The 23513-nt window shown below is 52.1% G+C and carries 26 protein-coding genes; 13 read left to right on the forward strand and 13 right to left on the reverse strand.

Annotated features, from left to right (window positions below; genetic code table 11):
• Positions 1-49 precede the first annotated feature (49 nt).
• Both truC and rsgA read right to left on the reverse strand, forming a co-directional pair.
• On the reverse strand, positions 50-808 hold the full coding sequence (gene truC, locus LVJ85_RS00060; protein WP_244740385.1) for a tRNA pseudouridine(65) synthase TruC: 759 nt from the start codon (positions 806-808) through the stop codon (positions 50-52).
• 135 nt (positions 809-943) lie between these two features.
• Positions 944-1810, reverse strand: coding sequence for a ribosome small subunit-dependent GTPase A (gene rsgA, locus LVJ85_RS00065; RefSeq protein WP_244740388.1), 867 nt, complete (start codon positions 1808-1810; stop codon positions 944-946).
• A gap of 200 nt (positions 1811-2010) precedes the next feature.
• Between rsgA and LVJ85_RS00070 the strand changes: the two genes are divergently transcribed.
• The 5 genes from LVJ85_RS00070 to LVJ85_RS00090 all read left to right on the forward strand — a co-directional run bounded on the left by LVJ85_RS00070 (position 2011) and on the right by LVJ85_RS00090 (position 7096).
• The gene (locus LVJ85_RS00070) at positions 2011-3888 is read left to right on the forward strand and encodes a hypothetical protein (RefSeq protein ID WP_244740390.1); all 1878 of its coding nucleotides are present in this window, start codon (positions 2011-2013) and stop codon (positions 3886-3888) included.
• A 54-nt stretch (positions 3889-3942) separates the two neighbouring features.
• Positions 3943-4476 carry a hypothetical protein gene (locus LVJ85_RS00075; protein ID WP_244740392.1) on the forward strand — a complete coding sequence of 178 codons (534 nt, stop codon included), beginning with the start codon at positions 3943-3945 and terminating at the stop codon, positions 4474-4476.
• A gap of 45 nt (positions 4477-4521) precedes the next feature.
• The gene (locus LVJ85_RS00080; protein ID WP_244740395.1) at positions 4522-5052 is read left to right on the forward strand and encodes a hypothetical protein; all 531 of its coding nucleotides are present in this window, start codon (positions 4522-4524) and stop codon (positions 5050-5052) included.
• A 32-nt stretch (positions 5053-5084) separates the two neighbouring features.
• Positions 5085-5612: a hypothetical protein gene (locus LVJ85_RS00085; RefSeq protein WP_244740397.1), complete on the forward strand. Its 528-nt coding sequence runs from the start codon at positions 5085-5087 to the stop codon at positions 5610-5612.
• Positions 5613-5779: 167 nt separating this feature from the next.
• Positions 5780-7096: an MFS transporter gene (locus tag LVJ85_RS00090; protein ID WP_244740399.1), complete on the forward strand. Its 1317-nt coding sequence runs from the start codon at positions 5780-5782 to the stop codon at positions 7094-7096.
• Positions 7097-7251: 155 nt separating this feature from the next.
• Here the strand turns inward: LVJ85_RS00090 and dksA are convergent, their stop codons facing one another.
• The 3 genes from dksA to proC all read right to left on the reverse strand — a co-directional run bounded on the left by dksA (position 7252) and on the right by proC (position 9226).
• A complete protein-coding gene (gene dksA, locus LVJ85_RS00095) occupies positions 7252-7668 on the reverse strand; it encodes an RNA polymerase-binding protein DksA (RefSeq protein WP_085364334.1) in 417 nt (138 codons plus the stop codon).
• A 201-nt stretch (positions 7669-7869) separates the two neighbouring features.
• Positions 7870-8460: a YggT family protein gene (locus tag LVJ85_RS00100; protein WP_244740402.1), complete on the reverse strand. Its 591-nt coding sequence runs from the start codon at positions 8458-8460 to the stop codon at positions 7870-7872.
• A complete protein-coding gene (gene proC / locus LVJ85_RS00105; protein ID WP_244740405.1) occupies positions 8429-9226 on the reverse strand; it encodes a pyrroline-5-carboxylate reductase in 798 nt (265 codons plus the stop codon). The genes LVJ85_RS00100 and proC overlap by 32 nt, the downstream gene beginning before the upstream one ends.
• A 257-nt stretch (positions 9227-9483) precedes the next feature.
• On the opposite strand from proC, the gene LVJ85_RS00110 reads away from it, so the two are divergent.
• The gene (locus LVJ85_RS00110; protein ID WP_244740407.1) at positions 9484-11349 is read left to right on the forward strand and encodes a ribonuclease catalytic domain-containing protein; all 1866 of its coding nucleotides are present in this window, start codon (positions 9484-9486) and stop codon (positions 11347-11349) included.
• Positions 11350-11439: 90 nt separating this feature from the next.
• Here the strand turns inward: LVJ85_RS00110 and efeB are convergent, their stop codons facing one another.
• The 5 genes from efeB to LVJ85_RS00135 form a co-directional block, all read right to left on the reverse strand.
• Positions 11440-12717 carry an iron uptake transporter deferrochelatase/peroxidase subunit gene (gene efeB, locus LVJ85_RS00115; RefSeq protein ID WP_244740409.1) on the reverse strand — a complete coding sequence of 426 codons (1278 nt, stop codon included), beginning with the start codon at positions 12715-12717 and terminating at the stop codon, positions 11440-11442.
• Positions 12718-12800: 83 nt separating this feature from the next.
• On the reverse strand, positions 12801-13970 hold the full coding sequence (gene efeO / locus LVJ85_RS00120) for an iron uptake system protein EfeO (RefSeq protein WP_244740412.1): 1170 nt from the start codon (positions 13968-13970) through the stop codon (positions 12801-12803).
• A 14-nt stretch (positions 13971-13984) separates the two neighbouring features.
• Positions 13985-14821 carry an iron uptake transporter permease EfeU gene (gene efeU, locus LVJ85_RS00125; protein WP_244740414.1) on the reverse strand — a complete coding sequence of 279 codons (837 nt, stop codon included), beginning with the start codon at positions 14819-14821 and terminating at the stop codon, positions 13985-13987.
• Positions 14822-15071: 250 nt separating this feature from the next.
• Positions 15072-16301, reverse strand: a complete 1230-nt coding sequence (locus tag LVJ85_RS00130) for a PilT/PilU family type 4a pilus ATPase (protein ID WP_085364340.1) — start codon at positions 16299-16301, stop codon at positions 15072-15074.
• A 32-nt stretch (positions 16302-16333) separates the two neighbouring features.
• A complete protein-coding gene (locus LVJ85_RS00135) occupies positions 16334-17374 on the reverse strand; it encodes a type IV pilus twitching motility protein PilT (protein ID WP_244740416.1) in 1041 nt (346 codons plus the stop codon).
• A gap of 166 nt (positions 17375-17540) precedes the next feature.
• Between LVJ85_RS00135 and LVJ85_RS00140 the strand changes: the two genes are divergently transcribed.
• Positions 17541-18239: a YggS family pyridoxal phosphate-dependent enzyme gene (locus LVJ85_RS00140; protein ID WP_244740418.1), complete on the forward strand. Its 699-nt coding sequence runs from the start codon at positions 17541-17543 to the stop codon at positions 18237-18239.
• Between the two features lie 152 nt (positions 18240-18391).
• On the opposite strand, the gene LVJ85_RS00145 is transcribed toward LVJ85_RS00140, so the two are convergent.
• On the reverse strand, positions 18392-18685 hold the full coding sequence (locus tag LVJ85_RS00145) for a hypothetical protein (RefSeq protein WP_085364343.1): 294 nt from the start codon (positions 18683-18685) through the stop codon (positions 18392-18394).
• Positions 18686-18814: 129 nt separating this feature from the next.
• Between LVJ85_RS00145 and LVJ85_RS00150 the strand changes: the two genes are divergently transcribed.
• Complete coding sequence (locus tag LVJ85_RS00150; protein WP_115134034.1) at positions 18815-19237, forward strand: CopD family protein; 423 nt, start codon at positions 18815-18817, stop codon at positions 19235-19237.
• 13 nt (positions 19238-19250) lie between these two features.
• Positions 19251-19715, forward strand: coding sequence for a CYTH domain-containing protein (locus LVJ85_RS00155; RefSeq protein ID WP_085364345.1), 465 nt, complete (start codon positions 19251-19253; stop codon positions 19713-19715).
• A 146-nt stretch (positions 19716-19861) separates the two neighbouring features.
• On the opposite strand, the gene LVJ85_RS00160 is transcribed toward LVJ85_RS00155, so the two are convergent.
• Both LVJ85_RS00160 and LVJ85_RS00165 read right to left on the reverse strand, forming a co-directional pair.
• On the reverse strand, positions 19862-20116 hold the full coding sequence (locus LVJ85_RS00160) for a hypothetical protein (RefSeq protein WP_244740421.1): 255 nt from the start codon (positions 20114-20116) through the stop codon (positions 19862-19864).
• Between the two features lie 242 nt (positions 20117-20358).
• Positions 20359-21357 carry a DegV family protein gene (locus LVJ85_RS00165; protein ID WP_244740423.1) on the reverse strand — a complete coding sequence of 333 codons (999 nt, stop codon included), beginning with the start codon at positions 21355-21357 and terminating at the stop codon, positions 20359-20361.
• Between the two features lie 210 nt (positions 21358-21567).
• On the opposite strand from LVJ85_RS00165, the gene LVJ85_RS00170 reads away from it, so the two are divergent.
• From LVJ85_RS00170 to LVJ85_RS00185, 4 genes are all read left to right on the forward strand, one after another.
• Positions 21568-22089 (forward strand): dihydrofolate reductase, encoded by a 522-nt coding sequence (locus LVJ85_RS00170; RefSeq protein WP_244740425.1) that lies wholly within the window; start codon positions 21568-21570, stop codon positions 22087-22089.
• 150 nt (positions 22090-22239) lie between these two features.
• Positions 22240-22434, forward strand: coding sequence for a DUF2892 domain-containing protein (locus tag LVJ85_RS00175; protein WP_115134037.1), 195 nt, complete (start codon positions 22240-22242; stop codon positions 22432-22434).
• Positions 22435-22515: 81 nt separating this feature from the next.
• Complete coding sequence (locus LVJ85_RS00180; RefSeq protein ID WP_085364350.1) at positions 22516-23040, forward strand: rhodanese family protein; 525 nt, start codon at positions 22516-22518, stop codon at positions 23038-23040.
• A 119-nt stretch (positions 23041-23159) separates the two neighbouring features.
• Complete coding sequence (locus tag LVJ85_RS00185) at positions 23160-23474, forward strand: helix-turn-helix transcriptional regulator (protein ID WP_085364351.1); 315 nt, start codon at positions 23160-23162, stop codon at positions 23472-23474.
• Positions 23475-23513 lie beyond the last annotated feature (39 nt).

The raw sequence follows: 23513 nt of genomic DNA on the forward strand, positions 1-23513 counted from the left end.
GGATACTCCGGTCAAGCCCGAGTATGACGTACCTGCTGTTTTTTAATATTCATTTGCGCTGGCGGCTTGGGGATATGAGGTTTTGCCAGCCGAACGCACAGGCAAGCTGTTGCCATGCTTCGTCGATGTCGGCACATACGTTGATGCGGCTGCCGTTTTCGGGGCTGTCGAACGCCAGCGTGCGGGCGTGCAGCATGAGGCGCGTGGTGCCGGTATGGGCGGCGACGGCGCGGTTTTGGGCGTTGTCGCCGTGGGTGGTGTCGCCCACAATCGGGTGGAAAATGTGTTTCATGTGGCGGCGCAGTTGGTGTTTGCGGCCGGTGTGCGGTGTCAGCTCCACCCATGAATAACGCGATGTGGGGTAGCGGGCGGCGGACGAGAAGGGCTGTTCGGTTTGGGCGAGGCAGCGGTAATCGGTTACGGCGGATTGCGCGGGTTTATCGGGGTCGGCAAAGGGGTCGGCAAAGGGGTCGGCAATTTTGTCGGCTTCTTCTTTGAGCGGATAGTCGATGCGCCCTTCTCCGTGCAGGTAGCCGCGCACGACTGCCCAATAGGTTTTGCGGACGGTTTTTTCGGTGAATTGTTGTGTAAGGTGGTTGGCGCTTTCGCTATCGAGCGCAAATAGCAGCACGCCCGAGGTGGGACGGTCGAGGCGGTGGACGGGATACACGCGGCGGCCGATTTGGTCGCGCAGGGTTTGCATGACAAACCGGGTTTCATGGCTGTCGAGCCAGCTGCGGTGTACCAGCATGCCGGCGGGTTTGTTGACGGCGATGCAGCGGCTGTCGCGGTAAAGGATTTCGAGCATGGTTGTGGTGTGATTGGGCGGGCGCGGATTTGAGGCCGTCTGAAAATGCTTGGGGTTAATAGGCTGAATAATAAGTTGTTTGAACTTGCTTATATTGATTTTTCAGACGGCCTCGGATTCGAATTTCAAGTGCAATCAGCGCAGCAGTTCATCGGTAACACGCTGTAAAAATGCCAGCCGCGATTCGCGGATTTCGCCTGCTTCGACGGCGGCTTTAACGGCGCAGCCGGGTTCGGCGCGGTGGGTGCAGTTGTGAAAACGGCATTGTCCGGCCAAATGACGCATGTCGGGGAAGTAGTCGAGCAGGCGCGGGGCTTCGAGGTGGAAGAGGCCGAATTCCTGCAAGCCGGGCGAATCGATGAGCTTGGTTTCGGCATTGATGTCGTATAAGCGGGCGTGGGTGGTGGTGTGTTTGCCCGAATCGAGCGCGGTGGATATTTCGCCTACGCGTGCGGTTTGGCTGCCGAGCAAGGCGTTGGTCAGGGTGGATTTGCCCATGCCGCTTTGTCCGAGAAAAATATTGGTGCAACCCTGCATCAGCGGTTTGAGTGCGTCGGCGTGGTCGAGCGCGCAGGTTTCTATCACGGGGTAGCCCAGCGATTCGTAAAAATGCAGTTTTTCACGCCAGCCGGCGGTTTCGGGCAAATCGGCTTTGTTGACGACAATCACGGCTTCGATATCGGCGGCTTCGGCGGCCAGCAGAGCGCGTTGCAGCAGGGCTTCGTTGGGCGCGGGCACGGCGGCGGTCACGATAAACAGCTTGTCCACATTGGCGGCAATCAGCTTGGTTTTCCAAGCGTCTTGGCGGTAAAGCAGGCTTTCGCGCGGCAGATAGTCTTCGATAACGGCCTGCTCTTGGTTGATGGGGGTGATGCGCACCCGATCGCCACAGGCAAAATCAACCCGTTTTTTGCGGGTGGTGGCATCGAATATCAAACCGCTTGGCGTGCGCACGGTGTAGCGGCGGCCGTAGCTGGCGGTAATCTGGGCGGTGTCCGGCATAGGTTTCGGATGGTCGGGATATAAAGCGGCTTATTTTACAGGATTTTATGCGGCAGGCCCGCTCTTAATCGAGGCCGTCTGAAACTTTTCAGACGGCCTTTGGTCTGCATTTGGTTAAGAATGATTTTTATTTTAAATTTTATTTCTATGTTATTCCCATTGAAATAATGTTTTATACACACCAACTCAAGGAAGCAGAAATGGATAGAAACTTTGAAATTGCCCCGATCAACGCCAGCGATTATGTAGCCATTCCTCGAGGCAGGCATTATGTACATGAACTCAACGGGCGTGTAATTAATGATTGGGTTGAAGAAGTTGAGTTAGTTTCTGTAGAAGTGAAAGGAAAACGCCCAACCCGGCATGAAATCATGGAAAGAAACAAGGAGCAGTTCGAGCAGATTATCCGTAAAGACATCATGGATAACATACACCGTGATCTAGGTGCCTCCCGCAAAGAATTTATGCCGCCGGTCGGCAATCCTCCTGCATCCGAAGCTCAAAGCACATCACAACCAACCCCGCCTGCCAAACCTGCCGACAATCCGCCGGCGGCCACCAAACCCTCCGCCCCGCAAAATAACGGCAATACTGCCGACACACCGCCGGCCGCAAAACAGCAAAACACCGCAGATAAAGCAGACGGCGCAGCTTCCCCGAGCAATGCCGCAAACGTGCAGAAGCCCGATCACAACCGTTCCGCCGCAAGCAAAACCGATGTGCAGCCCGAAAAACAGACAGCGGTTACCCATACAAACGAAAGCAGCGAAAACCAATCCGAGAAAACCCCAACCCACCCTCAGGATCAGGCACAAAACATATTCGGCAACAGCGTTGCCGCTGCCGAAGCAGGCCTGAAAAACCCGCACAAAAAATTTTTGGAAGAGGCCGACAAACTCAAGCAGCAGCTTGATTTCAAACACGACCTCGCCTCCAACCTCTCGCACCAAATCATGCAGGTTGAAGAAGGCCATATCTACGACGAACGCAGAGCCTATTACGCCCAACACCGCGAAGCCGTAAACGAAGCCGTGGAAAAACTCCGCGCCAACGCCGCCGAACTAACCGAGCAGCACGGCGAAGTCAAAGGCAAGCTCTATATGATGGGCGGCCTGATGAAAATGCTCGGCGGTGTAGGCCATGTAACGGACGCGGTAGAATTGGGCAGCTTATCCAAAACCGCATACGAAACAGGAGATTGGTCGCCCGTTTCCGAAAAAGTAGCGAAAATGGCTGCTTCGGCTGTTGCTGTTGCAGGGATAACGGCAACTGCGCGGCTAATTGGCTTCGGGCTTGTAGCGTTAGGAGTCTCAGGTGGTTTTGTTGCAGCGGGGGTTGCCATCGGAGCCGGTATCGCAACATATGTGGCTCTAGATTACATTAATAAAAGCAACTTTGGAGCAATATCGCACGAACTTTCCATTGGCAATTCACACTCCAACAACGGCCAAAAAGAATACGAATATTCCGATTTGGTTTTGATTGGCGGCAGTAAGGGATACGGCTACCCCGACAATATCAAACTTTCCGCCAAAAACGTAACCATGCTCGGCAAGTATGATGCTGAAACCATAGAAGTAGATGCAGAAACCCTGTTGGTAGCGGGTACGCTTAAAGCTGATGACGTTGTCCGCCTCAACGGAACGCACTCCGAATATATGGAAGAAATCCGTATTCCCGAACCGGGGTCGCAGCAAAACCCGGCTCCGGCGGAAACGGCGGCAGAAAACCCATCCGCGGAACAACCGCCAAGTGAAAACAACGTTCAGGAGCAAGCACAACCGTCTGCTCCTCAAGCCGAGAAACCGGTATTGCCAAACCTGGCAGATATCGGCACCACCCGCATCAGCCCTACATCAAACAATGCTGAAACCACCGAAGATGCCCGAAAAGAATTGCGTGCCAAAATCGGTATTGCCGCCGACCTGCTGAGTGATGATGAATTGTTTTTTGACGGCATATCCGAACCCGGCGGCGGTACGCTCCCAACGGTTTCGGTAACGGAAAATCCTGTTTATCCGGACGTTCACCAAACATTGCCTAACCTACCGGAATCTCAGGAAAACCCCTTGATTTAAATTTATATCAACCAGGCCGTCTGAAACTTTTCAGACGGCCTTTGGAGCTTTGTTATGAACAAAAAGAAAATTGATAAGAAAAAGGCTGAAAATTATATCGCTATATCTCTAGCCGTTTTTTCTTTCCTATTATTTATTGTTATACCGGCATATCCAAGCAGTCATTTTGATTACTATCTAATTGATATTATTGATAATTATTTACTTGGAAATGGCTACTACTCACCACCCAATTATCCTTTTACTTCTAAAGTAATTAATAGTTTTTCAGTACTTCTCGCTATTATTTTGGGAATTTTTGTTGGAATATGGAGAAAAGATGATATTGAACCGGATAAAATAACTAAATACACTTGGTTGGGAATTTTGATTATTTTTATTATGGGGATATATACATTTTTCTTAAGTTTGAATCCTCAGGAGTTTAGAGAATCTACACTTAGGCGCAGTTTTGGTACAAGCCAATCTTTTCATAACAATCCGATTACATTTCTTGCAATGATGATAGGAAAGCAAATATGGATTTATATCAGCATTAGATCTTCTTTGGCATATTTGCTTTATAAAATAGATAACATCAGAAAATAACCCGAGGTCGTCTGAAAACTTCCAGACGGCCTTTGGAGCTTTGCTATGAGTATAAAGAAAATCGATAAGAAAAAAGTAGAAAGCTATCTTTTATACGTTTTTTTACTACTGCCAGTTATTCTTTTTATAGTAACACCTGCCTTTCCTTCCAATCACTTTCATTTTGTCCTAAACGATTTTATGGATAAATATATGCTGGGAAACGGCTATTACCTTGCCACTGATTATCCGTTTACGGCTAAAGTCAGCAATAACTTTACCGTAGCATTTGCAGTGGTTTCAGGCATATTCATCGGTGTTTGGCGGCGGAATGAGGTTGAGCGGGAAATTCCTCCAAGTATGTGGTGGTATGGTTTGGTACTTTTGGGGATAGGTTGGGCTACATTTTCCTTAAGCCTCAATCCACAGGAGTTTGTAGAACCCACTTCCCGACGCAGCTTCGGCACCAGTGAATCTTTCCATAATAATCCTGCTATGTTTATCGGTATGATTATTATGAAAGAGGTTTGTATTTACGGCGGTCTGAGGGGGCCGATTACACTTTTGTTTTATATCATCAGCCGTATAAAGAAGTAAATACAGTTTCAGACGGCCTTTGGAGCTTTGTTATGAATAAAGAACAGAGAAAACGTGCCGAAAGTTATATTTTTTATTCGTTGCCTTTTATTACTGTAATCATCTTTGTCGTTTCTCCTGCTTATATGGATATAAACAGCAAGTTGGATAATGCTTTAAATCATTTTATCGATAATTATTTGTTGGGGAACGGATATTATTCTCCGCCCAATTATCCGTTTGCTGCAAAAATAACCAATAGCTTTTCGGTTGTTATTGCTATTGTTGCAGGTGTATTTGCCGGTATTTGGCGTAGAAACGATATTGAACGTATATATAAATATACTTGGTTGGTGTGTTTAGGCATATTGGCTTTAGGTGTGGCTACATTTTTTACCAGCTTGAACCCTCAAGAATTTCGTGAATCTACTTTGAGACTCAGCTTTGGTACAAGTCAATCTTTTCATAATAATCCGATTACATTTTTGGCAATGATGATAGGTAAACAGCTTTGGATTTATATTAGTGTTAGAGCCCCACTTACATATTTGCTTTATAAAATAGATAAAATCAGAAAATGAATACAGGCCGTCTGAAAAATTTTCAGACGGCCTGTATTCAAGAATGCGGCGCGTTGAAAACCGCACTATTTTGTTTTTTACGTTTTCGGCGGCGGCTATCTGTTTACACTTGTCTGCGAATCTGTCAGGCTAGCGCCTCTCGACCCACCCGCCTGAAAGACGTTGCGATGACCGAACAACCCAATAAATTTTATTCGCTTTTTTTCTCGGTATTTTTCCTGTTTGCCGGCTTCGGTCTGTTTTTGAACTCGGCCGGTGTGGAGCTTGCGCAGATGGGTGTGAAAAACACCGCCATCGGTGTACTCAATGCGGCGTTTTTCGTGGGGGCGGCGTTGAGTGCGATGGCGGCGCACCGCGTGGTATCGGGCGTGGGGCATATCCGCGGATTCAGCGTGTTTGGCGCGGTGTTTGCCATGGCGGCGCTCGGCCATATGATGACCGACAATCTGTGGGTGTGGGGCGCGCTGCGGGTGTTGCTCGGTTTTTGTTATTACAGCCTGCTGATGATTGTGGAAAGCTGGCTGGCCGAGCGCAGCACTTCGGCGGGGCGTGCCAGAGTGTTGGCTTTTTATAATGTGGTGTACTACATATCGTTTACCGTCGGTATCGGCTTGCTGAGTTTCAAGCTGTCGAGCCAAGATATCTTTCTTCTTTCGGCGATTATGGTAATGGCGGCGATGCTGCCGGTGGCGCTGACCCGCTTGAAAGCGCCGGAACTGCCGCCGCGCCAACGTATCAGCCTGCCGCGTTTGTTTGCGATTGCGCCGCTGGCGATTGTGGGCAGCTTTACCGCCGGTTTGCTGATGAACGGTTTTTTCACGATGGCGTCGGTGTTCTTGCTGAAACAAGGTTTTGATGTGCGCCAGATTTCGTTTTATCTGATGATTGCGATGGGTACGGGCTTTGCCGTGCAGCTGCCGGTGGCGCGCCTGTCCGACCGCTTCGGCCGCCGCGCCGCTATTTTTACCTGCTCGTCGGTTTCGGCGCTCGGTGCGCTTGTCGGCATCTCGCTGATGCTGGCGGGTGTCGATGCTATTGGGGTGCAGTATTTGGTGGCGGTGTTTTTCGGTATCGGCCTGTTTACGCTCTATGCTTTGAGCGTGGCACGGGCTAACGACCAATTGCCCAATGAAATGAATACGGTGGAAGTCAGCCGCAGCCTGCTGTTTAGTTACGGTATGGGGTCTTTGCTTGCTCCGATGATATTGGGGGTGGTAATGGATCAGGCGGAACGCTACGGTTTTTACGGATATTTTATTGTGTTTGCCGGGCTGCTTGCGGTATTCGCTTCCCGCCAACCTGCCGTACCGGAAGACAAGCGCAGTATGCACGTCAACATGCCCGCCTCTGCCGGCCCTGTGATGGCGGAGCTCGACCCGCGCAACGACAGCGGCGTACTCAAGCCGTTTAACGAAGAAGAGGCACAGGCATATGCGAACGAGTTGGAACGTGAGGCGCAAATGGATAAACAATCCGCGCCCTGAGCAAACGTATGCTTTGTCTGTGGCTATAAGCCGTAAGGCCGTCTGAAAAACCGAAGGCCGAACCTTGATAAGGTTCGGCCTTCGGTTTGAATCAAACAGGTTCAATCAACTTTTTCAGACGGCCTCGGCAGCCTGAGATGCCGGTTTAAGATAAATCAATCGGCAAACTGTTTCTTCATCTGTTCGCGGCGCTCTTGCGCTTCTACCGACAGGGTTGCGGTAGGACGCGCCAACAGGCGTTTCAGGCCGATGGGTTCGCCGGTGTCGCGGCAGAAACCGTAGTCGCCTTCGTCGATGCTGCGGATGGAAGCTTGGATTTTACTCAACAGCTTGCGCTCGCGGTCGCGGGTACGCAGCTCGAGGGCATATTCTTCTTCCTGAGTGGCGCGGTCGGCGGGATCGGGAGCGGATTCGTGCTCTTGCAGATGGCCGGTGGTGGCATTGGCATTGGCGATCAGTTCGTCTTGCAGTTTTACCAACAGCTCACGGAAAAAAGCCAGTTGGTCTGCATTCATGTAGTCGTCTTCAGAGCCGTTCCAATTGAGGATGTCTTGTTCTGTAAGCTTTGCCATGGTAGTTCTTTCTTTCGCTGTTGGACGGTAGGCTTCGATAAAAGCCCGCTTTCAGGCTTGTTGTTGATTTTTCGACAATTTAACCTTTATTTGTGCGGGGGCATCATATCATGGTTTTATGAATATGCCTTATTTTCAGCCTGTACCGCGTCCGGTGTTTTCTTTCAGACGGCCTCTTTCATCGGTTAACTTATTGATATATCAATTCAACAGCCATAAATTCAATTTGGCGGTCAACTGTGGCAGGATTGCACTTAACCAAAACCACAGCATCAATGCCAGAACGCTGCCGGAAAAGTCGTAGCGTCCGAATTTTAAAAAGACAAAAGGCCGCGACAATGGTTCAAATATTTTATGCAAAGATACTTGTAAAAATGAGTATGGATTTTGAAAACTCAGCACCATTCTCAATACCAATCCTAACAATAAAACATATGCAACTGCTTTGAACAGGCTCAAAATCGTGAAGAATAAATTGGCGGCAATCACTTTAATGCCGAAACCGCCGGGCAGGGAAACCAAGGCAATCAGCGTGTAGGCGGCGTAATACAGCAGCACGCACGCCAGTATGCAGGCCGTATCCCAGCGGCCCAGCGGCGGGGCGGCTTTACGCAGCGGCTTCACCAGCCAATCGGTAGTATGGGTGCAGAATTGCGCAAACGGATGGCGGTAATCCAGCTTCGCCCATTGCAGCAGACAGCGCGCCAAACAAACGATGGCCAGGCCGTCTGAAAACAGTATCAACAGTTTGGACAACATTTCAGACGGCCCCGAATTGCCGGGTAATTTCACGCGAACGCGCTACGCAGGCATCGACGCCTTCGCCGATTGCTCCGGCTACGCCGCGGGTTTTAAAGGTTTCAAGAGCCGCGAAAGTCGTGCCGCCTTTGGAAGTAACGTTTTGCTGGAGTACGCTGAAATCTTCGCCGCTTTGTTCGGCCAACTCGACCGCACCTTTAAACGTGGCCAAGCTGAGCAGCTTGGCGGTTTCTGCATCGAACCCCTGCTTTCGGGCGGCTTCTTTCAAAGCGTCCAGCAAATAAAACACATAGGCGGGGCCGCTGCCGGTAATGCCCGTCACCGCGTGCAGCTGGTCTTCGTCTTCCACCACCATCACTTGGCCGACGGCCAACATAATCTGTGCAGCCATCTGCTTATCGGCCTCGCTCGCACCGTCGGCGGCAAACAGCCCCGACACGCCCAAACCGACCTTGCTCGGGGTATTCGGCATTATCCGCACGATGCGGCGCGTGCCGTTGAGATAGCGGCTCAAAGTATCGACGCTCAAGCCGGCCGCCACCGACAATACCAGTGCGCCGTTGGTTTCCACGCCGGAGCAGGCGGCTTGCATGTCTTGCGGCTTCACTGCCAACACCAGCACGTCTTCGGTATGGAGTTCGGGCAGGGTTTCCGATACCGGCACGCCCAACTCGCGCGAGAGCCGTTCGCGTTTTTCCGCACCGCGGTTCACAATGTGGACGGCGTATCCGCCCTGCCTCGCCAAACCGCCTGCAATGGCCGCCGCCATATTGCCGCCGCCTAAAAAATAAATAGTCATTGCCCGCTCCTTTCACAACGTGTCGAGCCGCCAGTATATAGCGAAACCGCCTGCCACCGTTACCGCAGCGGCAGATTGCCGCTATCAAGGAGGAAAATATTTTAGAAAAGGCCGTCTGAACGCCACAACGCCGACAAGTCTAAGTGATTCCTGTTAAAATCACGCCTTTTCAGCAATTTGATAAGTCATGCAGCCTGCCCGTGCCGTTTTTTCAGACGGCCTGCCGGTACAGGCTTAGTCGCCAATCTATTTTATTTATGAACATATTTTACGAAGAATCCGGCCAATTCAAAGTGGCAACCGTCGTTCAGAAAAACGATGCCAACTATCAGGCCGACACCCAGCACGGAAAACGCACCAAAGTCAAAGCCGCCAATGTATTTGTCGAATTCGACACCCCGCCCGACGATTTCCTCAACAAAGCCCAAACCGAAGCCGCCGACATCGACACCGATCTCTTGTGGGAAGTGTGCGGCGAAGAAGAATTCACCGCCGAAGCCATCGCCGAAGAATATTTCGGCCACGCGCCCGCCAAAACCGAGCTGGCAGCCACTTTAATCGCCCTCTACGCCGCGCCGATGTATTTCTACAAAAAGGCCAAAGGCGTATTCAAAGCCGCACCCGAAGAAACCCTCAAGCAGGCGCTGGCCGCCATCGAGCGCAAAAAGCAGCAGGAAGCGCAAATCGAAAGCTGGGCCGAAGCCTTGAAACAAGGGCAGATGCCGTCTGAAATCGCCGCCGACTTAAAAACCATTCTGCACGCGCCCGACAAACAGGCACTTACCTACAAAGCCTTCACCAAAGCCGCCGACGCACTCAAACTCACCCCGCTGGCACTCGCCATGCAAACCGGCGGCGTGGCTTCGATTCCGCAATACCTTTACGACGGCTTTGAAATCAAGCACTTCCCCAGAGGCATCGGCTTTCCCGACACCGCCATACCCGCTTTGGCCGACCTGCCCAAAGCCGACGTGCAGGCGTTTTCCATCGACGACGACAGCACCACCGAAGTCGACGATGCCATCAGCCTCACCGATTTGGGCAACGGCAGCAAACGCGTCGGCATCCACATCGCCGCCCCGTCGTTGGCCGTCGCACCCGGCAGCGCCATCGAGCGAATCATCATGGAACGCCTGAGCACCGCCTATTTCCCCGGCGGCAAAATCACCATGCTGCCCGACGACTGGATCGCCATGTTCAGCCTCGACGCAGGCGCATACCGCCCCGCCGTGAGCATTTATTTCGATATCGATGCCGACTTCAACGTCGGCGCGCCCGAACACAAAATCGAAGCCGTTTACATCGCCGAAAACCTGCGCATCCAAACCATCGAGCCGCATTTCAACGCCGAAACCGGCTTGGATGCCGAAGGGCAGGCCATGTTCAACCACCATCAAGATTTAATCTGGCTGTACCAATTCGCCGTCGCCCGCCAAAAAGCACGCGGCAAATACGAGCCTGAACGCGCGCCGCAATACGATTACAGCATCGAATTGAATGAAGACGGCAGCGTAGGCATTGCCCGCCGCGAACGCGGTGCGCCCATCGACACATTGGTGAGCGAAATGATGATCCTCGCCAACAGCACATGGGCCGAAATGCTCGATGCCAACAACCTGCCCGGCCTGTTCCGCGTGCAGCCCGGCAACAGCAAAGTGCGCATGAGCACCAAATCCGAACCGCACAGCGGCATGGGCGTGCAGCACTACGGCTGGTTTACCTCGCCGCTGCGCCGCGCCGCCGACTACATCAACCAAAAGCAGCTTATCAGCCTGATCGACGACACCGCCGAACCGCTGTTTCAAAACAACGATGCCGGCCTTTTCGCCGCCCTGCGCGATTTCGAGTCCGCCTACACCGCCTATGCCGATTTCCAACGCAAAATGGAAAGCTACTGGAGCTTGGTGTATCTCGAACAGCAAGGTATCAAAGAGCTGAATGCCACGCTGTTGAAAGAAGATTTGGTGCGCATCAACGGCCTGCCGCTGGTGACCCGCGCCACCGGCATTCCGTTCGACGCGCTGCCCAAATCGCAAATGCTGCTGGCCGTTACCGAGCTGGATGCAGATAAGCAGTTTATCGCGCTGAACTATCTGAAAGCGGTCGTACCCAACGCCGCTTAAGCCTTTATCACGATCATCAGTAAAAAGAGGCCGTCTGAAAATTTCAGACGGCCTTATTGGTTATTGACGGCCTAACGTTACCAATCACCATCAGACCGCAAGCAAAATTTGACCGAAGAAGCCGCCTTTTTCAACGCCCGGCAGCGTGAAGAAATAGCCGCCGCCGAAGGGGCTGATGTATTCTTCCAGCGGCTCGGTATCGAGCAGTTTTTGCACGAAGATGAAGCCGTCTTCCAGATTGGCCTGATAGCAGATGAACACCAAACCGACATCGAGCTGGCCGGCTTTGGAGAGGCCGCGCGAATAGTTGTAAGGCCGTCTGAAAAGTTGGTGTTTCTTCATAAATTCGGGGTCGCGCGGGTTGGCGACGCGTATGTGGCTGTCTTTGGGAATCACTTTGCCCTCGGGGTCTTTTTTGTAATCGGGCGTGTCGTTTTCGTATTTCATGCCCAGCGGTGCGCCGCTGTATTTTTCGCGCCCGAAAATGGTTTCCTGTTCTTGCAGCGGTGTTCTGTCCCAAAATTCGACGAAGTGGCGGATGATGCGCACGGCTTGGTAGCTGCCGTTTTTCGTCCACGCGGGTTCGTCTCGGCTGTTGGGGGCGATGCCCGTCCATAGCACCTGATCGGCGGTTTTGGGATCGGCTACGTCGGGGTTGGCGGTGCCGTCGTGAAAGCCGAGCAGGTTGCGCGGGGCGGAGCCGGGGGCGGATTTGGGCAGGAAGCCGTCTATGCTCCAGCGGATGATGGCGTATCGGGCGGTGTTTTTGATGATGTCGCGCAGGGCGTTTTGGCAGGTTTCGGGGGTGAACGCGCAGATTTGCAGGCTGATGTCGCCGTCGCACCAGTCGGCTTGCAGTTTGTCGTTGAAGAAGTCTTTCATTTCCTGCAGGTGTTTGGGTTTTTTGGCGGCGAGTCCGAAACGTTGGTCAAACAGGCTGGTTCCGACGCTCAGGGTGATGGTTAATCCGTCGGGGCGGATGGTTTTGCCGAGTATGCCGCTGCCGGAAGGCGGCAGTTTGGCATCGCCGTCTTGCAGTTCGCCGCCTTTGGTCAGGAATTCGGTGCGGGCGGTGATGATGCGGAACAGTTTTTCCAAGTCTTTCGGGGTTTTGGCGAGCACGTCGAAAGCGGCCATGATGCCGAATTGTTGGTGCGGGGTGGTAATGCCTGCTTGGTGTTTGCCGTAGCAGTCGTAGCTTTCGGTTGAATGTTCCAAGTTGGCGGCTTTTTCTTCGCTGCGGCCTTTTTTTTCTCCCCATGTGAAACCGCCCGCCGCTGCGGCTGCTCCGGTGGCGGCTGCGGCAACGGCGGCTTTGAGGAAGGTACGTTTTTCGGGTTGGATAGGGGGTCGGTTGTCGTTGTTCATGGTGGTTTTGTTGTGATGGTATTTTCAGACGGCCTCAAGCAATCGATGCTTGGGAGGCCGTCTGAAATATTGCTGTTGAAGGGTTAGCTTAAACCGAGTGTGCCGCGCAGTTTGGCCAATTCTTCGGCCAAGCTGTTGATCGGCGCTTGCAGGGTTTTGCGGTCGGCTTCGCTGAGTTTGTCGTAGGTTTCAAAGCCGTCGGCGGTTTTGTATTTCGCCAAAATGTCGTTGACGGCTTTGAAGTTGGCATCGACGTTATCCAGCAGTGCCTTGTTTTTCTCGGCAATCAGCGGGCGGAACAGATCGACGATTTTTTGTGCGCCTTCCATGTTGGCGTTGAAGTCGCTCAAGTCGGTGTGGCTGTAACGGTCTTCTTCGCCGCTGATTTTGCTGTTGGCCACTTCTTCAATCAATACGGCCGCGCCGCCGACTACTTTGTTGGGCGGGAAGGTCAGCACGTCGATTTCCTGTTTGAGTTTTTTCACGTCTTGCTCGAGCTTGTCGGCCACGTCTTTCACGCCGTCGACCGATTTTTCAATCCACAAGGCGTGTTCGATGCGGTGGAAGCCGCTGAAGGCCGGGTCTTTGGGGCCGGCTTTGAAGTCGTCTTCACGCGCGTCGATGGCGGGGTCGAGTTCGTTAAACAGTTCGGCAATCGGCTCGATGCGTTCGTAGTGGGTGCGGGTATCGGCAAACATGGCTTTGGCTTTGTCGATTTCGCCCGCTTTCACGGCGGCAACGAAAGCAGCGGTTTTGCTGACCAGTTGGTCGGCTTCCTGTTGAACGTAGGTTTTGTAGTCGGCCAGCGGTTGGGCGAGTTTGGCCATATCCGCTTCGCCGCCCGCCTGTTTGAAGCCGCTGTCGGTTACGGTGAGTTTGCCGCGCGGGTTGTTGAGCAGGCCGCAGGTCATTTCGTATTCGCCGGGCAGCAGGGTAACGGTCATTTTGTCGGCAAGGCCGGGGGCGATGTTTTCACGTTCGTCCACCACCATCACGCCTTTTAAGATTTCCCATTCGAGCTTGCGGCTGCTGTTGTTTTTGATGTTGAACACCACTTCGCCGCTGGGTACGGTTAATTCCATCGGTTCGCATTTTTCATCGTTGACCGCCATATTGAAGCTGCCGTCTTGCGCTTTGGCTTCGGCCGGCGCGCCGGATGCGGGCGCGGCGGTTTTTTCGGCTTCGGGCGGTTGGCAGGCGGTAAGACCGAGTGCCAGCAGCACGGATAAAGCGATGATATTCAGTTTCTTCATGTTTTACCTCTTTCTCAATTTACTGGGGATTTTCCAACAGATGCAGCCGGTGAGCTGCCGCGTAAAAACCAATACATCACGGGCACCAAATACAGCAGCCACGCCAAAACCTCGCCTTGGGTCGGGTGGTCGGTGTAGCCGAAGAAGCCGCCGAGCAACACGCCCAGCGGGCTGTCTTCGTGCAGGATGTGGGAAATGTCGAAAACGATGGTTTGCAGATAGTTCCATACGCCCGCTTCATGCAGCGCGCGCAGCGAACCGGCCAGCAAACCGGCGGCGACGATGATGAGGAACACGCCCGTCCAGCGGAAAAATCTCGCCAAATTCAGCCGCATGCCGCCCTGATAAATCAACGCGCCGATCACAACCGCCGCCGCCAAACCCAGCACTGCGCCCACAGGCATTTGCCAGCTCGGGCTTTGCTGGAATACGGCGAGCAGGAAAAACACGCTCTCCAAACCTTCTCGCGCCACCGCCAGAAAAGCCATGCCCACCAATGCCCAGCCTTGGCCGCTGCCGCGGTTTAAGGCCGTCTGAACCGAATCGTGCAGATGCTGCTTCATGGAGCGTGCCGCTTTCTGCATCCACAGAATCATGTAAGTCAGCATGGCAACGGCCACCAGCCCGATGATGCCGACCACAAATTCCTGCTGCTTTTGCGGAATTTCGCCGGTGGCGGTGTGGATGCCGTAGCCCAACAGCAGGCACATCAACGCGGCGGAAAGCACGCCCAGCCACACTTTCGGCATCAAATGGCCGTTGCCCGACTGGTGTAAAAATCCGGCCACAATGCCGACAATCAGCGCGGCTTCAATGCCTTCGCGCAGCATAATCAGGAAAGCAATCAACATAACAATACCCTGAATCGGTTTGATATTTTTTGATGTTTAATGTTATATAATTTTTAAAGACTAATGCAAATAATTTTTATTTTTAGTTTATTAAGTAATAATGAAGAATATAAAAAGGCCGTCTGAAATCTTTTTTCAGACGGCCTTTGGTGTGTTTCAGTTGATTGAAACGAATGCGTTTTTAATGTGAAGCCGAACAGCCGGCGGGTTTGATGTTGATTCAGACGGCCTCGTCAGCCCTTGCCTGAATTTACATCAGGTTCAAATCGCTGATTCGGTCGTACAGGCGTTCGGGGTTGTCGCCTTCTTCATGCAGCTGGATACGCAGGCGCAAATCGTTGGCGGAATCGGCTTGGCGCAGGGCTTCGTCGTATTCGATTTGGTCTTTGAGATACAGATCGAAGAGGTTTTGGTCGAATGTCTGCATGCCTTCCACGCCGGAGCGTACCATCAGCTCGCGGATGTTCATCAGCTCGCCTTTGAAGATCAAATCCTGCATGGCGGGGGTATTGAGCAGCAGGTCGATGATGGCGGTGCGTTGGCTGCGTCCTTTTTTGAGGATCAAACGCTGGCCGATAATGGCGGTCAGGTTCAGAGCCAAATCCATCAATACCTGCGCTTGGCGGTCTTCGGGGTAGAAGTTGATGATACGCTCGATGGCTTGCGCGGCGTTGTTGGCGTGCAGCGTGAACACGCACAAGTGGCCGGTTTGCGCCAGTTGCAGCGCGTATTCCATACTGGCTTCGCTGCGCACCTCACCGATACACACCACATCCGGCGCCTGACGCATGGCGTTTTGTACGGCCAGCTTCCAGTCGGCGGTATCAATACCTACTTCGCGCTGGGTAATGATGCAGCGGCGCGGTTGGTAGAGGTATTCGATCGGGTCTTCGATGGTAATGATGTGGCCCGGCACTTTTTGGTTGCGGTGGTCGATCATCGCCGCCATCGAAGTGGATTTACCCGAACCGGTGGGGCCGGCAAGAATCAGCAGGCCGCGGGGTGTGAGGGCGAGTTCTTTGAGTTTTTGCGGCAGGGCGAGTTCGTCAACGGTAGGCACGCGCGGGTTGATGCGGCGCAAAACCATGCCGCTGCGGCCCTGCTCGTGATAAGCGTTGACACGGTAGCGGGTATTGCTGCGCGATTGCACCGAATAGTTGAGTTCCAATTCGCGGTTGAACGTTTCGAGCTGCTCGTCGTTCATGGTCGATTGGATGATTTCGGCGGTGTCTTTGCCGCTCAATGCTTTGTGCGGCATCGGTGTCAGCACGCCGTTGACTTTCATCGCCGGGGGAAAGCCCGCGCTGATGAAAATATCGGAGGCGGTGCGCTGCTCGGCTTCTTGGCACATGCGGTCGAGCAAGGGGTGCAGGTGCGAGCCGATTTCGGCGGGGGTGGGAATGTGCGGCGGCTGGTTTTTTTCTGAATAAGCCTGAACCATTTCCGCCAGCAGATTGTGCAGTTGGTTGGATTCGCTCATGGTGTTTTACCCTTAATTATGTGTTTGTTTCATCATAAAATCAGATCGGAGTTTTGCGATTTGCTGCGCGCGGTTTCCGGGCTGATGGCACCCTGACGCACCAGGTTTTGCAAGGCTTGGTCGAGCGTTTGCATGCCGTGTGCCTGACCGGTTTGCAGGGCGGAGTTGATTTGGGCGATTTTGTTTTCGCGGATCAGGTTGCGCACGGCAGGGGTGGACACCAGAATTTCATGCGCAGCCACGCGGCCGTTGCGGTCGCGGGTTTTCAGCAGGGTTTGCGAAATCACGGCGCGCAGCGATTCGGAAAGCATGGAACGCACCATCTCTTTTTCGCCGGCCGGGAATACGTCGACGATACGGTCAACGGTTTTGGCGGCGCCGGTGGTGTGCAGAGTACCGAATACCAAGTGGCCGGTTTCGGCGGCGGTGAGGGCGAGGCCGATGGTTTCGGGGTCGCGCATCTCACCTACCAGAATCACGTCGGGGTCTTCACGCAGGGCGGATTTCAACGCATTGGCGAAGCTGTGGGTGTGTTGGTGCAGTTCGCGCTGGTTGATGAGGGATTTTTTGCTGGTGTGTACAAACTCGATCGGGTCTTCGATGGTGAGGATGTGTGCGGGCTGGGTGTCGTTGATGTAGTTGATCATGGCCGCCAGCGTGGTGGACTTACCCGAACCGGTGGGGCCGGTAACCAATACGAGGCCGCGCGGGTTGTCGGCGATTTTTTGGAAAATGCGCGGGGCTTTCAAATCTTCCAGCGTCAGTACGGTGCTGGGAATGGTACGGAATACGGCGGCGGGGCCGCGGTTGGTCATGAATGCGTTGACACGGAAGCGCGCTACGTTGGGCAGCTCGAATGAAAAGTCCACTTCCATGTTTTGCTGATAGACTTTGCGTTGGTAATCGTTCATCACCGAAGTGATCATGTTGCCCACTTCGTCGCTGCCCATTTCGGGCAGGTTGATGCGGCGCACGTCGCCGTGTACGCGGATCATCGGGGGCAGGTCTGAGCTGAGGTGTAAGTCGGATGCTTTGTTTTTCACACCAAACGCGAGTAAGTCGGTAATTTGCATAATGTGGCCTTGCTTTTTAAGTTAAAATTTTCTGAGCCGTATGAATGGAAATGTTGACGGCGGGATTTACCAAGCCATTTATTTTAAATAGATAGAGTTGTTAAACCAAGTAAAAATTTAATTATTTTTGCTAACGGGAAAAAAACTGCGGAATATGGAAAGAATCATGACAAGCCTGCAACAGAATTACCGTGAAGTATGCGCAAAAATCCGCGAGGCGGAAGCGGCGGCGCACCGTGAAAACGGCAGCGTGCATTTGGTGGCGGTGAGCAAAACCTTTCCGGCAGGCGATATCCGCGAAGTGTATGCGGCAGGCGCGCGTGATTTCGGCGAAAACTATATTCAGGAATGGTACGGCAAAACCGAAGAGCTGGCCGATTTGACCGATATCGTGTGGCATGTGATCGGCGATGTGCAGTCCAACAAAACCCGTTTCGTGGCGGAACGGGCGCATTGGGTGCATACGGTGAGCCGTTTGAAAACGGCGCGGCGGTTGAGCGAGCAGAGGCCGTCTGAAATGCCGCCGCTGCAAGTGTGTATCGAAGTGAATATTGCGGGCGAGCCGGGCAAGCACGGTGTGGCGCCGGAGGAAGCGGTGGCGCTGGCCTGCGAAACGGCGAAGCTGCCGCGTTTGCAGGTGCGCGGTTTTATGTGTGTGGCCGAAGTAGGTGCCGGTGCCGAAGCCCTGCACAATCAGTTTACCCGCATGAGGCAGCTTTTGGCCGATTTGAATGCGGCCGGTGTGGCGGCGGATGTGCTGTCGATGGGCATGTCGGCGGATATGGAAGCCGCGATTGCCTGCGGTGCAACGCATGTGCGGGTGGGCAGTGCGATTTTCGGCAAGCGGGATTATTCGGATAAGTAAGGCAGTAGAGATGTTTAAAGGCCGTCTGAAAGCGAGTTTTGTGAGCTTTCAGACGGCCTTTGGTTTAGGGCGTGTCGTTAGAAGGCTTGTGAAGCGGATTTTTGACCAAAAATACCGCCGCAATGCTTTCTCACGGCACGCCCTAGCACATATCAGCGTTTCTTCTGATTGGTGTTTTTACTGCCTTTCGGTTTCTTGTCGGCAGCATTCAAGCGTGCGGCAACAAACTCTACCATCAGGTCTTTTTTCTCCCAAAAAAACTTCTGCATTTTTTCGAGCGAATAGATTTTTCTCACCATCGCGGGCAGGCCGTTGTGGATGATGGCGGCGACTTCGCGGTTGAGTTCTTCGCTGTCCATCGCGGTTTTCAGGTCGGTATTGCGCTCATCAAGATAGGCTTGAAGTTCTTTTTTGACGCCGCCGTGAATTTCGAATTGTTTGATCATGTTGTTTTCCCTTATATGTAAAGTGCGGCGGTATTTTAGCAAAAAAGCCCGGCCTGCCTACAAATCTTAACCGTCGGGCGGTGTTTGAGGCTACAATATGTCGGTTATTTTCCAAAGGCCGTCTGAAAAATGTATTTATGGTTCAAACTGCTGCATGTGTTTTTTATCATTTCGTGGTTTGCCGGGCTTTTTTACCTGCCGCGTATTTATGTGAATCTGGCGCAGGTGGAAACGGGTAATCGGGGCGAATATCTGCGTTTGCTCGGTATGGCGCGCCGGCTGTTTAAGTTTATGACGCCGCTGGGCTTGGGCGCGGTGGTAACCGGCTTTGCGATTCCGTTTGTAACCGGCTGGTGGGGCATGGGCTGGGTGCATACGAAAGTAACGCTGGGCGTGGTTTTGCTGGGTTACCATTTTTACTGCTACCGTTTGCTGCTGGATTTTGAGGATAACCGCAACCGCTATTCGCATAAGTGGTTTCGCGTGTTTAACGAAATTCCGGTGGTGATTATGATTGCTGCTTTGTATCTTGTTGTATTCAAACCGTTTTGAGGCCGTCTGAATCATGACTATCGAAATCGAACGCCGTTTTCTTTTAAAAAACGACAGCTGGCGCGAGGAAGCCGGCGAGCCGGAAATGATGCGGCAGGGTTACTTGAGTGTGGATAAGGAATGCACGATCCGCGTGCGGATTGTCGGCCGCAAAGCGTGGCTGACGTTGAAGGGCTATATTTCCGATACCACCCGCAGTGAGTTTGAATATGAAATTCCGGTGGCGCACGCGGAGCAGATGATGCAGACGATGTGTCCGTTTAAGCTGGAAAAACACCGCTATAAAATCGAATACCGCGGTTTTACGTTTGAAGTGGACGAATATTTCGGCGACAACGCGCCTTTGGTGGTGGCGGAATTGGAGTTGCCAAGCGAAGGCGTGTCTTTTGAAAAACCCGATTGGTTGGGCGAGGAAATTACGTCCAACGGTAAATTTACCAATGCTTATTTGAGCAAGCATCCTTATTCGCAGTGGTGATCAAAATCTTAAACAGGCCGTCTGAATATGTTTTCAGACGGCCTGTTTGTTTGAGAGAGAAAATCAAAGAGTTGTGTACTAGGATTGAGCGGGAGTTGCTGTTTGAAAAGCGTTTGCACAGGCTTTATGGGACAGCAACTTCAAGATTAACGGTGCTCGCTGCGGCCCAAGTATTGGTAAGTGTCTTGTTGAGCAGCGGCTTGGCTTTGGGCAACGAATTTGATGCGGTCGTCTTTCTTGGCAGTCATTTTCACGCCGGGATGTTGAACTTCCTGCACATTAACCAAAGGATAGTTGGCGTCGTTGGCGTGATTCCATGGAGTCAGATCCACGTCTCGGGCAGAAACCAATGAAGCAGCTGAAAGAGCAAGGGCGGCAAAGATGGTTGCAGTTTTTTTCATGATTAAATTCCTTTTTTTGTTAACGTAATCGGGTTGAGGCAGCATCGGCTTATTGGAGAATGAAGGCAGCCGGTGTTGTCGAATGAGTGCATTCTAATCAATCGCTATTGGCATATGAATATACTTTTTATTGATTATTTATTTCTTATTAGGAAACATTGAGTGTGATGAAAAAAAGCGAAAGGCCGTCTGAATGTGTTTTCAGACGGCCTTGTAAATGAAATATGATTGATTTGTTTGGCTTATTCGGGCAAGCGCTCGACAATGCCGACGCCGACCGCATTCAAGCCTGCATAGACGCCGATGGCAGGCGAAACCGGCAGGCCGTTTTCCAAATGCAGGCCGGTTTTTTGATGGAGCTTGGCGGCAAACTGCTGATACAGGTCGTAGCTGCCGCAATAGCCGCCGGAAATCACCAGATGGATGGGGTTTTTGTCGGCCGTGATCACCATCAAAGCTTCGATGATGCGTTCAATCATCTGCTCGTTTTCCGCTACGCTGGACAAATGGGAAACGCCTTTTTCGTTGAGACGCAGCACGGTTTTCAAGCCCAGCCAGTCGTTAAACGCCGCGCCCATACGCATCAGGCCGTCGCTGCGGGCGAGCTGGGTGAGCGATTGGACGCCGAAAATCAGTTCGCAGCGCGGTTTGAGGCGTTCCAAATAATCCAGCACTTCGGCGCTGCTTTTACCGGCCGTGAGCAGACGCAGGGCTTCTAAGGCGAAAAAGCCTTCGGGCATACAGGTAGTGCCGGTGTCGAATACATGGATGGTCAGGTCATCGGCCATTTCTTCGGCAACGGCGCGGATTACGTTGAAGCTTTCGCTGAGTTTGCTGCTGATGGTGGTAACAATGGCTTCGTGATAGCCCTGTTTTTTCAGATAGCGAAATGTTTTGCGCAAACATTCTTCGTTGGGCGGAGAGGTGGTCAGCAATTCGTCGGGATGTTCGCGCATCCAATCGAAAAATTCCTCCGCTTTGAGATTGCAGCCGTCGGCATGGCTTTGCCCGTGCATGTGTACCCGCAGGCGCAAAATATCGATCGGGCTGTTGCGGTCGAGTACGCTGTCAAGCATGCCGGTGGAAGTGGATAAAACGGCACAACGGTAAAGTGAATACGAACCCGCCATCATGATTTCCTTATTAAAGTTGTTATTAACATTTTGGTAGCAGATCAAGCGGCAGCAGAGGCCGGCGGCAGTTTCACGCAGGCTCTCGGCTACGGAAAAGCATGACACCATTTATTGTATTATGCCGATTATATGATTCCGTATCATTAATAATCGGTTGGAATTAATGATAAGCGGTAATATTTATTTTGTCTATGATAATAATGTTGTTGAAGTCGTGTTATCAGATCATGATCTTCACATCTTTTTTTATACTGTTTCAGACGGCCTGTATTGATTACAATGAGGCCGTCTGAAAATCCTATTGACGGATAAACCCACATGCAAAAAATTACCTTGATTGCCGCCCATGCCCACAACAACTGCATCGGCATCAACAATGCCATGCCGTGGCATCTGCCCGAAGATTTCGCCTTTTTCCGCGCGTACACCACCGGCAAGCCCGTGGTGATGGGGCGCAAAACATGGGAATCGCTGCCTAAAAAACCCTTGCCCGGTCGTCGCAATATTGTGATTACACGGCAGGCGGATTACGCGGCGGAAGGCGCCGAGACCGTTTCCGGCCTGCACAAAGCATTGGCGCTTTGCGGAGATGTCGAAGAAATCATCATCATGGGCGGCGCGCAGATTTATGCGGAAGCCCTGCCTGTGGCCACCGATTTACGCATCACCGAAATAGATTTAAATGTGGAGGGCGATGCCTTTTTCCCCGCGATTAATTCTGACGAATGGCAGGCAAACCGCGAAGGAAAGCGCACGGCGGAAAACGGTTTGGTTTATGAATTTGTGCATTACCAACGCATCGGCCGGCCAATCAATCAGCCAAGCAATACCGATGAATAAAATCTGTTGGATATAAGCCGTAGCCAACCCAAGAGGCCGTCTGAAACATTTCAGACGGCCTCTTCTTTAGTTGACAAATATCATTTTTTACATATATAATTTAAATTATATAAATTAAATTTCAAACATTTACACCAACCGGAGAAAAATATGAAACGCAATGTAGGCGGTATCGATAAAGTAATCCGCATTGTCGTAGGTGCGGCGTTGATGATTTTGGCCGCTACCGGCACCATAGGCTGGTGGGGCTGGCTGGGTGTTATTCCTTTGGCTACCGGACTGATGTCGAATTGCCTGATTTACACTTTGCTGGGCATCAATACTTGTCCGACCGATAAACGATAAAGCAAGGATTATCAGGCCGTCTGAAACGATTGTTCAGACGGCCTCATACTTAATATAGAAATATAGAAGGAAACACACACCATGAATATCAAGGTCATCACACCCGAACACGTTAAAAGCAAGCTGGCGCAAGGCGCGGTTTTGGTGGACATCCGCCAACCCGACGAATACCGCCGCGAACACATCGGGCAATCTGTTTTACAACCCTTGGATCAAATCAAACAGCAAGGCCTGCCCGAAGCCGCCAAGCAAGCTTCTTGCGTGATCTTTCATTGCAAATCGGGTATGCGCACCCGTAATGCCGCAGACGCACTGGCACAATGTTGCGGTGAAAAAGAAGCGTTTATTTTGGAAAAAGGGCTGGACGGCTGGAAATCCGCCGGTTTCCCCACCGAAATCAACCGCTCTCAACCGCTTGAATTGATGCGGCAGGTACAGATTGCCGCCGGCTCGTTGGCCTTGGCGGGCGCAGTGCTCGGCTGGCTTGTTTCCCCTACTTTTTATCTCTTGTGCGCGTTTGTCGGATTGGGTCTGATTATTGCCGGGCTAACAGGATTTTGCGGTATGGCCCGCTTGCTCATGGTTATGCCGTGGAACCGTCAATAAGCACACCGACTGTGCAAAATCTATTTAAGGCCGTCTGAAAAATCTTTAAAAACGGCATTATTCCGCTATACAATGGTGTCCGATATTGTATTGATGCGAATTAAAGAGAACCAAAATATATGAAAGATATGGTTTCGAAATACCAAGAGGCCACGGCTTTTTTGAAGCTGATGGCCAACACCAACCGCTTAGCCGTATTATGTAGTTTGCAAGACCAACGCCGTAATGTAACCGAGCTGGCCAAAATGGCCGGGCTGCCGCAAGCCGCTATGTCGAGCCAGTTGGCTTTGCTGCGCGAGGCAGGTTTGGTGGATTGTGAAATCCGTCACCGCGAACGTTTGTATTACATTACCGACGAACGCGTTACCGCCACCATCGGATTGCTGTATTCGTTTTTTTGCAGAGAAGATAGTGAAAATCCGGCAAACCCTTAACCTTGATTTGATTGATTTGATTAAAGAGGCCGTCTGAAA

It is taken from the genome of Neisseria sp. Dent CA1/247 (genome assembly GCF_022870825.1).
Taxonomy (GTDB): domain Bacteria; phylum Pseudomonadota; class Gammaproteobacteria; order Burkholderiales; family Neisseriaceae; genus Neisseria; species Neisseria zoodegmatis.